A 12,639-nucleotide genomic window follows, 5' to 3' on the forward strand; every position below is an offset into this window, starting at 1 on the left:
ATCTTGGCTTTGATCTTCTTCTCTAATTCAGTCAAGAGATTTCCCTCCCAAAAAGTTGATGAAGGGATCAGGGAATCCCTTCCCCTTCAGGAAGCAGATGGTTTTGATGTCCAGATCCGCCTCCGGATTTTCGATGGCTTTGATAAAGGCATTCTTCACGATGCCGTTGCTGTCGGCGGAGCCGATCATATTGATGCACTTGATGGCCTTTCCATCCCGTACGGCCCGGATGTAATACCGGCCATCCTCGTACTCGTACACCTCGTCCTCGGGCTTACAGGCGGATACGTCGCCGATGCTGATGAAATCGTAATCCATGTAATGGGCCAGATTGACCAGCACGTTTGCGTCAAATTCCATGGGAGTGCCCGCCATGTTGGCGCCGGCCACCTGTCCCTGCTTGTTAGCGTTGAACCACACGCCGATGTTCCGGTGGGTCCCGCTCTGAATGTCGATGGCCTCGCAGCAGTCGCCGGCAGCGTAGATACCGGGATAATTGGTCTGCATATAGCGGTCCACCAGAACGCCGCGGCCCATAGCAACGCTGCTGTCCTTCAGGAACCCCACGTTCATTCGCACGCCGATGCACACCGCCACAGTGCCGGCTGTAAAGCGGCGGCCATTCTGCATAACGGCCGTCAATTGGCCGTCCGCCTCCTGCTCGATGTGGTCCAACATCTGCTCACAGTACACCGGGACGCCCTTAGCCTCCAGGTCCTGCTGCGCCCGCTTGGCGGTCGCCTCAAAAGCCGCCACATAGAACATCCACTTGGCGCCGTCCACCAGCGTGCAGGGGATGCGGTAAGCCGCCATATCCTCTACGACCTTGATGCCAACCCAGGACGCACCGATCACCAGGCAGCTTTTCACCTGGCCGCTTTCCAGCAGCTCCCGCAGGGCGACGGCGTCCTTGGCGGTGCGCATCTTGAACACGCCGGGCAGATTCAGCCCTGGAATAGGGGGCATTACGGCGGACGCACCAGTGCTGATGAGGATCTTGTCGTAGGCGGCTTCCCGCCCGTCGGCAAAGCGCAGCTTCTTCTCCTCCGGCACCAGGCCGGTGACAGGACAGTCCGTATGGATGTTCAGGTTCAACTCACGTTTTACGGCCTCCAGGTCTCCAAAAGGGAACAGGGCGTCATAGGGGATGGCCCCTTTGACATAATAGGTGGTCAGCATGGGATTGTAGGGGCCGGTATCCGTGTCAGAATAGACGTCGATGACTGCCTCCGGGTCCCGCTGCCGCACCTCTTTGGCGGCGTTGTAGCCAGCGCCCCCAAAGCCAATGATGGCATATTTTTTCATAGAATCCTCCAGTGTCTCCGGCTGCGTGTTCCAGTTCCGTGTTTGAGAGAGAGGCTGAAGGCTGGGCTTTCGCGCCAGCCTTCAGCAAACACGTCTGTCAAACCAGCCGGTGATTGTGCCCGCTGCTCAGCCGAGCAGGCCGGACAGAGAGGAGATGTCCTCCACATTTTCAATGCTGCACAGGACCTCGATCACTTTCTCCAGCTTTTCACCCTGTAGCACAGGTGCGGCCTGCACGCGGAAGCGCTCCACGAACTCTTCGCGGGTCATCATGTTCTTGGGATGGCCAGGGTGGCAGTCCATCTTACCCTCGTACTTGGTCCCGTCCTTCAGCGTGACGGTGATGGTCTTCATGGGATAAGTTCCCATACGGAATTCCTTAAAGCCGGTAAGCGGAGAATCAGCGGGAGAGGGACCGGACTTGACCCGCTTGGCAAGGGCGATGATCTTGGGATCCTTCATCTTCTCGGGAGTGTACCACTGGGCACCGGGATTAGGATCATACAGCATGGATGCCACAACGAAAGGAATGGAGAACTGGGCATGGGTCACAGAGGTAAAGCCCTCGTCAGGTGCCCACATGCGTTCTGCGACAGGAGGATCGACAATAATCTCCTCTACGTCCTCAGCGCCGAAGCCGTGCTTCTTAGACAGGTTGCTCACAATTTCCGCGGTGGTCTGGACCCACATGTTGGCGGGCCAATGCTTCATCAGCGTTTCCATGATCAAATAGCGGGTGCCCAGATCTTTGGTATACCAAGAGGGATCGGACTTATCCTCACCATCCATGGTGCTGCAGATTGCAGCGCCGTAGCAAGGGGCAAAGTCCAGCAGATCGCGCTGATTATGAATGCCCTTTTCTACACACTTGGAAATAAGGAAGCCATCACGAGCACGGTAACCATGCTCATAGTGGTAGAAGTCAGACATTGTGGTGGCGTGATACGCTGTAGGCAAGGTGCTGCACTCACAGCCCACGCCGATGGCCTGGTTGATTTTTCGGGCATCAAAGCCATACAGCTTGGCAACGGGCAGGATGCAGCCAAAAATCTGCCAGCTGGTCAGGCCCCAGCCCTTGGTCATCCAAATTTCATCCGTGGGCTGGACAGCCATGGCAATGCGTTGGTAGACCTCATAAGCGGCGACGATGGCAGCCAGCATCTCCTTGCCGCTCTTGTGCTTCTCCTCCGCTGCCAGCCAGGCGCAGGGGATGATGCCAGCGGATGGGTGGCCGGTCCAGGAGCAGTCCTCCCAGTCCAGTGCGTCGGACAAGGTGCCTATTGCCAGCGCCGCGTTGACGGCGGCCATCTTCTCACCGGTGCCCCATACCGTGGTAGGGCCGCCTTCGCCGCCGTTGGCTTCCGTGGCGATTTTGCGGACCTTTTCAGAGATAGGCGTATTCTTTGCCGCGAGAGTGACACCGATGGTTTGGAGCATGATCATCTTGGCACGTTCGATGACCTCGGACGGAATGTCCTCATATTTCAAATTTACAGCATACTCACTGAGCTCCTGGGTATATGTAGTGGGCGTGAGGAAGTTGTTATCTTTAAAAAAACGATTATACCGCATATTGTACCTCCTGTTTCTTCAATGTAATGAGGGTTATTGATGTCCTTAATAGAAGAAGGAGGGCAAAACGGAAGCGTCCTCATACTTCTCCAGATTGCAGATGCAACTGATAGCACCTTCGCGTTTTTCATCGCTCAGTACGTTCTTCGTTGTCAGGCGGAACATATCCTTAAATTCGTCCCGGGTCAGCATATAGTTGGGATGGCCAGGATGGGTGAAGGCGCTCTCCACATATTCGGTGCCATCCTTCATACGAACCTTCATGAACTTTTCGGGATGCTTACCATCGATCAAGTCCTGAATGAAGCGGGCACGATAGAAATCGAACTCCACGAAGCCATCCGCCTTCACCTTCATCATCAGGTCAATAATCTTCTGATCCTTCATGGTTTCCGGCTGATACCAGATGGCACTAGGTTCGGGATGATACATAGCACAGGCGGTACCATAGGGGATGGAGAACTGCGCCTGAGTCACAGATTCATAGCCCACATCGGAGTACCAGTGCCGGAACTCCACAGAGGGGCTGATAATGATCTCCTTCACATCGTCCGGATTGAATTTATACTTTGTGACCAGCCGGGCTGCCAGTTCTGTGTAGGTCTGCACGAACACATTGGCAGGCCAGTGCTTGATGAGGATCATATTCATCATCAGCCAGGTCTCGCCCAGTTCCTTAGTGATCCATTGTGGCTGAACCATTTTTGTGTGACGCAGGTAAGCAGTGGGATCGTCAAAGGCGTCCTCCATGTTTTCAATGCCCTCCAAGGCAGTCTTGATCATAGTAACAGTATTTTCTGCCTTATAGCCATAGAGGTAGTTCAGGGAGTCGGACATGGTCGTCTCATGGGGAGAGGTGGGAATGATGGCGCAGGCGGTGCCGATGCCGAAAGCCTGATTCATTTTTTCCTCGGACAGGTCCATCAGCTTCATCAGGACTGCCAGGCAGCCGAAAATGTTATAGCTGACGATGTTGCTATTGCCTGCCAGCGCGACTCGCTGATAAACCTCGTAGCCAGCCACAACAGCAGTGAGCAGGTCTTTGCCACTCTTTTTCAAAACTTCTGCGGCAATAATAGCAGTGGGAATTACGCCGGCAGAGGGGTGCCCGGTGACAGAGCAATCCTCCCAGTCCAGCATATCGCCCATAGAACCGGCGGTAAAAGCGGCGGCTTCCCAGCTCATCTTCTTACCGGTGGCCCACTGTGTAGCTTCCTGAGAGGAGCCGGGAGACATCTCCTGGGAAATAGAAATGGCGTCTTTGACCTGCTGCAATTCGGCGCTGCACAGAGATACGCCCACCGTATGCATAATGTTCATCTTGGCGCGTTCGATAACCATGGGGGGAATATCTTCGTATTTCAGTTCTTTAACAAAGTGGCAAAGCTGCTTTGTCATATCTGTTGTGATCCCGTGATAATTGAAGCCCATATAAAATCCTCCTTCTGTTGCTTTTCACCGCTTTTTCAGCAGGTGTCAAATAGTGAAAAGTTTGCCCAGTCCAGGCAGTTTGTCCTTGATACCAGCATGCCGCAGGCAGGCCCACAGACTGGCCTGATGGCTGGTGATAACAGGCATACCCAGGTCTTCTTCCAGGATCTCCACCAGCTCCATGGTAGCAAGGCCCATGCAGCTGAGGAAGAACACCTCAGCGCCCTCGGTTTTCAATCTCTTAGCGTTTTGATAGAGAAACTGCTTGCTTGCGTGGCTATACTGTCCGACTCTGTTGAATCCGATGCCAGTGATGGAAGTTACCTCCAGACCGTTGTCCTCCAGAAATTTCTTCTCAGCCTCATTGGTGTCGTCGGGATAGGGTGTCATCACGACGCTCCGCTTCAGGCCCAAGGCCTGAAACGCCTCCAAGACCGCCGTACTGGTGGTCAAGCCCTGCCAGCCGCAGGCCCGTTCGATCCGCTCAATGCACTCTTTGTCGAAGCCAAAGCCCTTGATACAGCTTCCAGAGGTGCAGCCGAACAGAACTACATCATGTGGCTGGCTGCGGTACATTTTCGCTGCATTTTCCAGCTGATCAGAAAGATAGATTAATCCCTCCGGGGTAGGCCCAGGGAAAGAAAGCCTGGTGCAGTTGAAAGAAACGCCGTCCGGGGCATACTTATTGAAGGCGTATTCCACCTGGTCATCCAGTGGAGCAATCACGCCGATCTTTGCTCGCCAACTATACATCAAATCAGTCCTTTCCTCTTCGTTTTAGAGTGTGAACAGCTTGCCTAATTTCGGCAGCTTAGCACCCACGCGGCAGTGCCGCAAGGCACTCCACAATGTGGCCTGGTGGCTTGTGATAACAGGAATCTCCAATGTTGTTTCCAAAGCGTCGATGATTTCCATGGTGGTCAGTCCCATGCAGCTCAGAAAGAACGTGTCAGCGCCTTTGAGATCCATATTCCTGGCATTTTGATATAGGAAATGTTCATCTGCGTTTTCAAAACCATGCTGTCCGTCTTTGCAAAATTGCCCCATGTCGACCCCAATGATATTGGTTACCGCAAAACCATTATCCTCTAAAAATTTCTTTTCCGCATCGTTGGTTGCTTCCGGATATGGTGTCAAAACTGCCACTTTTTTTGCACCTACTGCATGTAATGCTTCCAACACGGCGGTACTGGTAGTCAGACCGGGAATGCCAGATGCTCTTTCAATTCGGTTGATGCACTCCTGATCCCAGCCCACACCCTTGATGCAGCTGCCAGAGGTACACCCAAATACTACTAAATCCATGTCATTATAGCCCTTGTACATGGCGGCAGTCTCTTCCAGGCGATCTGTCAAAACCATGAGACCCTCCGGTGTGGGGCCGGGGAAATTGATCTTCATTGAGGCAAAAGTCACGCCCTCCGGGGCGTAGATGTGAAACGCGTGTTCCGCGTTTTCACTCATAGGTGTGATCAAGCCGATTTTTGCTCTCCAACCATACATATGTACTGTTTCCTTTCCCAGCATTGTGTCAGCTGTATGATATGCGCACTCAAAGAACTGGACAACCTATCATATTGTCTCTTTCATGCTTTCGCGCAGATGCTGCCAATCACTCTTTCATATTTATCAAACAACACTTTTTTGTGCCTGTCAAAGCTGTAATTTCAGTATTCCATACCGAAAAAGCATATGGCCGTATCCTTGAAACTAGTGGAGGAACATGATAATTTAATTTCAGTCATTCCTGAGAACAGTGCTTTTTTGCAGGTAGTCTGTCGGAGTCACTCTTTCAAACCATTCCAGCAGTTCGATCCTGCGGAGAGTAGCCCTCCTGATTTTTGCCCATTTCAGAAGGGGCGCTCCCATCAATCTTCTTTGCGTCTTAAACAGAGAAAGGAATGATAACTGTCTATGGCTAACACGATCACTGTAAAAAAGAACGGAACTGAGGTCAAAAAATACAGTCCCATTTATTGGTTCCATATTGCTGTTACACTGTTCTTCATGTTTGGATTTGGCTTCATTCCCCCGTTTGCAACATTGACTCCTGTCGGCATGCGGATCCTGGGCGTGTTCTTGGGCGTCGTTTACGGATACTCCACCTGTGATATTATCTGGCCTTCCTTCTTTGCGTTCTTGGCTTACGGCACCTCTGGCTTCGTAGATATGAACACGGCTGTCGGCACTATGATGGGCCACCCTGTTGTATTCCAATCCTTAGTCAGCTTTATCAGTGCCGGTGCGCTGACATATTACGGCTTTGGTAAATGGTTCGTCCGTAAGACTCTTTCCATGAAGATATTCAAAGGCCGTCCCCTCTTCTATACTTGGTGCTTCATGGTTATTTTTGGTCTGTCTGCCATCGTTGTCAATCAGATCATGCTTCAGATCTTGCTGTATGCGATCTGGGACGATATTGCGGATAACTGCGGCTATCCGAAGAACAGCTCTTTCCGGTATGTGGGCTTCGGAGGGATTCTGCTGGGCACCATCCTCGGCGGCGCCATGATTCCCTATACAAGCTGGATGCTGGGTCTGTCCCAGACTTGGGCTGCTGTGACTGGCAGCCCCATCAACTTTGGCATCATGGGATCCATGACCATCCCTGCCACTGTTTTGATTTTGACCGTCTACGTGTTTGCCACCAAAGTGATTTTCAAGGTGGATTACAGCACGATGGAGGCATTTGATGTCAATAAGATGGACGAGTCCAGTAAGCATCTCTCTCACCGAACCAGACGCATATTGATACTTAACCTGACCACCATCTTTATTGTAATCCTTGCCAGCACGCTGCTTGGAACAGCTTTCAGCGATTTTGTGCTCAATGTAGTGACCGTGGGCGGTGCCTTCTGCATCTGCGCTGCTCTGCTGCTGTTGCTTCCCAGCGGCGAAGGAGACGGCAAGCCCTGCATCGAATTCAACGCGGTAAAGGAGAATGCCATCAGCTGGCCTGTACTTTTGATGTGCGCCGTCACACTGCCTATTGCAGGTGCGGTGACAAATGAAGCCACTGGTATCGTTCCCTGGCTGACTGGCGTTTTCACACCTCTGTTCGAGGGTCATAGCGGTATATTTATCCTGATCTTTACCATCGTTTTGAGCATGTTCCTGACTAACGTGGGTTCCAACATTGCGTTCGGCGCTGCCATGATCCCCATCATCGCTCCCTTTGTCATCCAGAGCGGCATGGATCCCCAGTTTGCTGGCGCGGCATTGATCTATATCATCAATATCGGCATGGTCCTGCCTGGTGCTTCCGCTCCTGCGGCCATCTTCCATGCGCGTGAGGAGTTGACCAACGGCGGTATGCGAATCAAGGTCACATTGGCTGGCGCACTCTCTGTGCTGGTCGTTGCGATTCCGCTGTTCTCTATGTTCGCTATCTTCCTTGGTTGATTTTATCTATCTGCCTTCTGAAAAATCCGGTCCAGCCATATGGCTGGACCGGATTTTTCAATATGAAAGGTATCTGCGGCCTCGGTATCCCGTAACGAAAAAAGCCATTTGCATCTGTTACTTGTTTCTCTTATACTCATTAAGGTAAAGAACTGCGGAATATCCCTTTCAAACTGCGCTGCCTGGGGCAACAGGCAACGCCCACAAAAAGGAGATCTTAAAATCATGATTAAAAGAATTACCGTAATCGGTGCTGGATCTACCGGCCATGCCGTAGCAGCTATCATGACCATGCGCGGCTTCCAGGTCACATTTCATGATGACGAGCGCTTTGTCTCCCGTTTTGCCGACATTGAAGAGTGTGGGGGGATCACCGTCCGCGGCGAGATCCACGGTTATGCCAAGCCTGCTAAGATGACTACCAATGCTGCCGAAGCCATTCACGGCGCCCAGGCCATCTTTGTGCATGTGATGTCCGACCGGCATGAGGAGATCGCACGCCGCATCGCTCCTTATCTGGAGGACGGCCAGCATATTATGATCGTTCCAGGCAACCTGGGTTCCTTTGTGTTCCGCAAGGTGTTCCAGGAGCTGGGCGTCACCGCAAAAGTCACCCTGACGGAAAAAGAGGGCAACTTCTGTCCTTGCCGTTTGTCTGAAAAGGCGGAGGTTACCACAGGAATGCCGCTGAATTTGAAGGGGAAGGCCGCATCTCTGCCTGCTTCCGACACTGTTCGGGTCCTGAAAGATCTGGAAGGCGTTGTGGAATACTCTGCCAACGAAAACGTGTTTGAAGGCGTCATCAACGCCGGTAACGTTATCAACCACATCGCCAGCACCATTTTGTCCGCGGCTGAGATCGACCACAAGGGCAAGGATTTCTCCCTCTTCAAATACGCTTTCACGCCGTCCATCGTCCACTGCATCTCCAAGATCCGCGCGGAGCGCGCCGCCGTCATTGAGGCTATGGGGATGCAGGAGCATGGCAATCCCATGGGAATGATCGACAATGTCCAGCACTTGGAGGATCACCCCGAAGTTCATACGTTCTACAAGTACATGGATGGCCCCTGTGCACTGGATCACCGTTATCTGCATGAGGACTGCGGTTGCGGTGCTGCCTTTGCGATCTCCGTTGCCAAACGTCTGGGACTGGAAATGCCTGTTTTGACTGCTTTCCTCGGCGTGGCCGGAGCCATCAATGACCGGGATTATCTGGGCAAGGATGGCCGCTCCCTGGAGAATCTCGGCTTCCCTGCCGACATGAGCCTGGAGGAAATTTGCCGACAAATCTGATCGAATACTCAAGCTTCCCTGTGAAGATTTCCTTTTTTGGTTCTTCACAGGGAAGTTTTGCTTTTAAAACACTGGAAGTTAGCTGCTCATTTTGCTATCATGTAAAAATAATCAAAAATTTTCAAGAGAAGGGGGAATTGTATGAAACTGGAGTATTTTCACTATCTGCTGAAGATCGACCAGCTCCACTCGATCTCTGCCGCTGCACATGCCCTCCACATTAGTCAGACGACGCTGAGTTCTGTCGTCAAAGCTGTGGAAGCAGAGCTGGGAATCACGATTTTCCAGCGCTCTATTCACGGCGTATCCACCACAGTGGAGGGGCAGCGCCTTATGTCGCTGGCATGGGAAATCGATGTTAAGCATGAAGAACTGATGAGCTTGAAAAACCACCGGGACAACATACAGGTAATTGCCATCCCCATGAGTCCCAGTGTGAATGTCGGCCTCGCTGTTCCGCTGTCCCAGACATATTCTCGATTTGAGCTTCACGGAGATATCTCATTGGATGAGTGCCCTACCATGGAAGTATATGCGCGCGTCAAATCAAAAGCCGCTAATATCGGCGTCACAAATTTCTCTGATTCGGAAATGTTCCAAATTCAAGAAGATGCGTACAAAAATAAAATTCAGATTGAGGAGCTCTACTCAGATAGATTATATTTACTGACCCCCAGCACGCACTGGATCGCATCCAGGCAGTCGATCGGCACCGATGAGGTTGCCAGCGAGCGCCTGGCAATTGTCACCAGCTTTCAGGCTGATTTAAATAACCAGCTTTTCAGAGAATTGACCGCGGGAGGCCAGTCCGTTTTCTTCCCCAATATTGCAACTATGCGGCAGGCTATTTTGGAGCAGAATATGATAGGGCTCGTGACCGGATATTCCATTCGTTCGAACTTGGAAGCTTACCAAAATAACTATCACATAACACCGATCCATACAAACGGCAGGGAATGGTGCGTATCTATCTATTTGATCCACCGCAGCGACCGGAGCCTGCGTCCCCAAGAGCGGATCTTGGTCTCCTGCATCAAAGAACACTTTCGGACTTGCCCGTCTGCCCCATTGCGCTCTGTCCCAGCTTTGGAAGAGCCTGAGAGGAGGCCTGCCGAATGAGAATGGAACACTTGGATTATTTGTTGGAGATTGACAAATACCATTCTATTTCCGCCGCGGCCCGTGAATTATTTATTGGACAAACCGCCTTGAGTTCTGTCGTGAAAAGCATTGAGAAGGAGGTCGGCTTTGCCATTTTCCGCAGAACGCATAGCGGTGTGGAAACAACTCCGGAAGGGGAAGAGGCCCTGGCGCTGATCTGGGATATCCTATCCTGTTTTGAGGAGATCAAACTGCTTCAAAGCAAGTCGGAAGCTACGCCGTTCCCTGTGGAACTCATCGGCTCGCCCAGCATCAATTGCTCCATTGCCGCTCCACTCAGCAAGGCATATCAGGCGATTCTGCCAGGGAGCAATTTGATTTTCCGTGAGTGTGAAGGAAGCGATGTCGGCGGAAAAATCATTCAAAATGATTTTAATGTCGGCCTCACGTATTTTGGCAGTGACATTAGGAGCAACATCAAGGATTTTGAGGCTATCGCACAAAAATACCAGATCGTCGTCAAGCCGGTATTTCAAGACCGGTTCTATTTGCTGGTAAGGCGAGACCATCCTTTTGCCGGGCGAGAGAGCATACATATCAATGACGTAAAGAATATGAACATGGCTATGCTCTCATATTTCAGCAATCGTGAAGCTAGTGCAACTTTTGTTAAATTTCAAGAGGGACGCAACAGATTTACAACATATTCCAATGTTTCGCTTATCAAGGAAGCCATCATCAAGAATAACCTTGTCAGCACGTTGAGTGGGTATGCGATCTTCCATGAGCGCAGCGAAGATAACTCCCTCCTCCGTGCCATCCCACTCACCGGGCTGCTGAAAGATGATAGCATGGTTTTGTGTCTGATTCATCGGAACCTGAAAAACCTTCGGTATTCTGAGCAGGTCCTCATTAAGTGCATTGAAGATTATTTTTCATCTCTGCCTCCCTTATAAAGCAGCGATCCATCGGAGAGCCGGCAGATATTCAGGACAATAAGGACAGAAAACACCAAAGCATAAAGTGTATTGGCGGCAAAAGAATGGTCCGACTCATGTAATTCCGCATGAGTCGGACCATTTCCATTCGGATGGCATGAGGTTTTTTATGTACCGCCCCGCCCCATCCGCTTCTCCAGATTCAGCATCCCGAAGCAGAACTGCTCCCACCGTGCCAATGTTGTCTGTGACGGGTCGCCCTCCCGGATACGCATGGTGCGGCGGATCTCCTTGGGGATCACGACTCTGCCGAGATCGTCGATCCGCCGCACGATTCCAGTTGCCTTCATATCGAAAACTCCTTTTGTCAGTTGAATGTTATGTCTGAGCTATCTGCCTGGCAAAAGATAGTATCCACAATATTTTCCGCCTTATGCCGGAAACGCGTTGGAGAAGTCTGGGAAAACAGACGGTCAAATTGATGAGCGCGCAAAAAAAGCGGCCGCCGTGCGGCGGCCGCTGAAAAGACAGGGGTAAGTTACTTGGCGGCCTTTTTGCTCTCCCATTTGGTGACGCACAGGGAGCAGGCGATGTCGCCGGTGACGTTCAGGCAGGTGCGGCCCATGTCGAAGATCCGGTCCACGGCTACGATCAGGCCGATGTAGGCCACGGGAATGCCCAGCGCTTCCAGAACCATAGCCAGCATGATCATGCCGGCACCGGAGACGCCCGCGGTGCCGATGGAAGCCAGGGTCGCGGTGACCACCACGATGATCATCTGGCCGAGGGTCAGCTGGATGTTGGCGCAGGAGGCCAGGAACACGGTGGCCACGCACTGGTAGATGGCAGTGCCGTCCATGTTTATGGTGGAGCCGAGAGGCAGCACGAAGGCGGCGATGTCGTCCTCGGCACCCAGCTCAGCGGCACACTCCTTGGAGACCGGCAGGGTCGCCGCGGAGGAGGTGGAGGTAAAGGCGAAGATCATGGCGGCGAAAGCGCCCTTGAAGAACTTGATGGGGCTCATGCCGGCAAAGACCTTAGCGGACAGGGAGTACACCACCACGGCGTGAACGATGTAGCCCAGGTAGGCGCAGACGATGACCAGCAGCAGGGAGACCAGGATATCAGAGCCTTGGGTGGCCACGACCCATGCCATGTAAGTAAACACGCCGATAGGGGCCAGACTGATGATGAAGCTCATCAGCTTCTCGATCACGGCGTAGAAGGAGCTGACGATGTCGCGGGCCAGTTTGCCTCGCTCACCGGCAGCCAGTATGGAACCGCCGAAGAACAGCGCGATGACGATGACCTGCAGCATGTTGGCATCGGTGAAGGACTTCCACATGTTGGTGGGGAAGATGCCGACCAGCACGCTCATGAAGCCGCTGAATTCCTTGGCCTCATAGGTGGCGCTCTCGGGGTCCAGGACCGGGAACAGGCCGGCGCCGTTGAAGATGTTGGCGAACACCAGGCCGATGATGCAGGCGATGGCGGTGGTCACCAGGAAGTAAGCCACGGTCTTGATGCCCACGGAGCCGACCTTGCGCATGTCGTTCATGGAGATGATGCCGTCGATCATGGACAGCAGGACCAC

The 12,639-nt window shown here is 52.4% G+C and carries 10 protein-coding genes and 1 pseudogene; 4 read left to right on the forward strand and 7 right to left on the reverse strand.

Features of this window, described 5'->3' with window-relative positions; all coding sequences use genetic code 11:
* Window positions 1–27: 27 nt before the first annotated feature.
* The 5 genes from Q0Z69_RS15015 to Q0Z69_RS15035 all read right to left on the reverse strand — a co-directional run bounded on the left by Q0Z69_RS15015 (window position 28) and on the right by Q0Z69_RS15035 (window position 5,811).
* Window positions 28–1,305 carry an NAD(P)/FAD-dependent oxidoreductase gene (locus tag Q0Z69_RS15015; RefSeq protein WP_298035212.1) on the reverse strand — a complete coding sequence of 426 codons (1,278 nt, stop codon included), beginning with the start codon at window positions 1,303–1,305 and terminating at the stop codon, window positions 28–30.
* A 126-nt stretch (window positions 1,306–1,431) separates the two neighbouring features.
* Window positions 1,432–2,877 (reverse strand): MmgE/PrpD family protein, encoded by a 1,446-nt coding sequence (locus Q0Z69_RS15020; RefSeq protein ID WP_298035213.1) that lies wholly within the window; start codon window positions 2,875–2,877, stop codon window positions 1,432–1,434.
* 45 nt (window positions 2,878–2,922) lie between these two features.
* The gene (locus Q0Z69_RS15025; protein WP_298035214.1) at window positions 2,923–4,308 is read right to left on the reverse strand and encodes an MmgE/PrpD family protein; all 1,386 of its coding nucleotides are present in this window, start codon (window positions 4,306–4,308) and stop codon (window positions 2,923–2,925) included.
* Window positions 4,309–4,353: 45 nt separating this feature from the next.
* On the reverse strand, window positions 4,354–5,061 hold the full coding sequence (locus tag Q0Z69_RS15030) for an arylmalonate decarboxylase (protein ID WP_298035221.1): 708 nt from the start codon (window positions 5,059–5,061) through the stop codon (window positions 4,354–4,356).
* A gap of 24 nt (window positions 5,062–5,085) precedes the next feature.
* Window positions 5,086–5,811: an aspartate/glutamate racemase family protein gene (locus Q0Z69_RS15035; RefSeq protein ID WP_298035215.1), complete on the reverse strand. Its 726-nt coding sequence runs from the start codon at window positions 5,809–5,811 to the stop codon at window positions 5,086–5,088.
* Between the two features lie 411 nt (window positions 5,812–6,222).
* On the opposite strand from Q0Z69_RS15035, the gene Q0Z69_RS15040 reads away from it, so the two are divergent.
* From Q0Z69_RS15040 to Q0Z69_RS15055, 4 genes are all read left to right on the forward strand, one after another.
* On the forward strand, window positions 6,223–7,710 hold the full coding sequence (locus Q0Z69_RS15040; protein WP_298035216.1) for an SLC13 family permease: 1,488 nt from the start codon (window positions 6,223–6,225) through the stop codon (window positions 7,708–7,710).
* Between the two features lie 225 nt (window positions 7,711–7,935).
* A complete protein-coding gene (locus Q0Z69_RS15045; RefSeq protein WP_298035217.1) occupies window positions 7,936–9,006 on the forward strand; it encodes an NAD/NADP-dependent octopine/nopaline dehydrogenase family protein in 1,071 nt (356 codons plus the stop codon).
* Between the two features lie 141 nt (window positions 9,007–9,147).
* Window positions 9,148–10,125, forward strand: a complete 978-nt coding sequence (locus Q0Z69_RS15050; protein WP_298035218.1) for a LysR family transcriptional regulator — start codon at window positions 9,148–9,150, stop codon at window positions 10,123–10,125.
* Window positions 10,122–11,063 (forward strand): LysR family transcriptional regulator, encoded by a 942-nt coding sequence (locus Q0Z69_RS15055; protein ID WP_298035219.1) that lies wholly within the window; start codon window positions 10,122–10,124, stop codon window positions 11,061–11,063. The genes Q0Z69_RS15050 and Q0Z69_RS15055 overlap by 4 nt, the downstream gene beginning before the upstream one ends.
* A 227-nt stretch (window positions 11,064–11,290) precedes the next feature.
* Here Q0Z69_RS15055 and Q0Z69_RS15060 read toward each other — a convergent pair.
* Both Q0Z69_RS15060 and Q0Z69_RS15065 read right to left on the reverse strand, forming a co-directional pair.
* Window positions 11,291–11,395: pseudogene (locus tag Q0Z69_RS15060) on the reverse strand (AbrB/MazE/SpoVT family DNA-binding domain-containing protein); the annotation flags it as partial.
* Window positions 11,396–11,583: 188 nt separating this feature from the next.
* Window positions 11,584–12,639, reverse strand: a 1,056-nt coding sequence (locus Q0Z69_RS15065; protein WP_298035220.1) for a dicarboxylate/amino acid:cation symporter, incomplete at its 5' end; no start/stop codon positions are given.

Origin of the sequence: uncultured Dysosmobacter sp. (assembly GCF_947631165.1) — a bacterium.
Classification (GTDB): domain Bacteria; phylum Bacillota; class Clostridia; order Oscillospirales; family Oscillospiraceae; genus Oscillibacter.

Bases quoted from the DNA above. Each gene is read 5' to 3' on its own strand.
- Q0Z69_RS15015 (WP_298035212.1), bottom strand. From the start codon at position 1,305: ATGAAAAAATATGCCATCATTGGCTTTGGGGGCGCTGGCTACAACGCC.
- Q0Z69_RS15020 (WP_298035213.1), bottom strand. From the start codon at position 2,877: ATGCGGTATAATCGTTTTTTTAAAGATAACAACTTCCTCACGCCCACT.
- Q0Z69_RS15025 (WP_298035214.1), bottom strand. From the start codon at position 4,308: ATGGGCTTCAATTATCACGGGATCACAACAGATATGACAAAGCAGCTT.
- Q0Z69_RS15030 (WP_298035221.1), bottom strand. From the start codon at position 5,061: ATGTATAGTTGGCGAGCAAAGATCGGCGTGATTGCTCCACTGGATGAC.
- Q0Z69_RS15035 (WP_298035215.1), bottom strand. From the start codon at position 5,811: ATGTATGGTTGGAGAGCAAAAATCGGCTTGATCACACCTATGAGTGAA.
- Q0Z69_RS15040 (WP_298035216.1), top strand. From the start codon at position 6,223: ATGGCTAACACGATCACTGTAAAAAAGAACGGAACTGAGGTCAAAAAA.
- Q0Z69_RS15045 (WP_298035217.1), top strand. From the start codon at position 7,936: ATGATTAAAAGAATTACCGTAATCGGTGCTGGATCTACCGGCCATGCC.
- Q0Z69_RS15050 (WP_298035218.1), top strand. From the start codon at position 9,148: ATGAAACTGGAGTATTTTCACTATCTGCTGAAGATCGACCAGCTCCAC.
- Q0Z69_RS15055 (WP_298035219.1), top strand. From the start codon at position 10,122: ATGAGAATGGAACACTTGGATTATTTGTTGGAGATTGACAAATACCAT.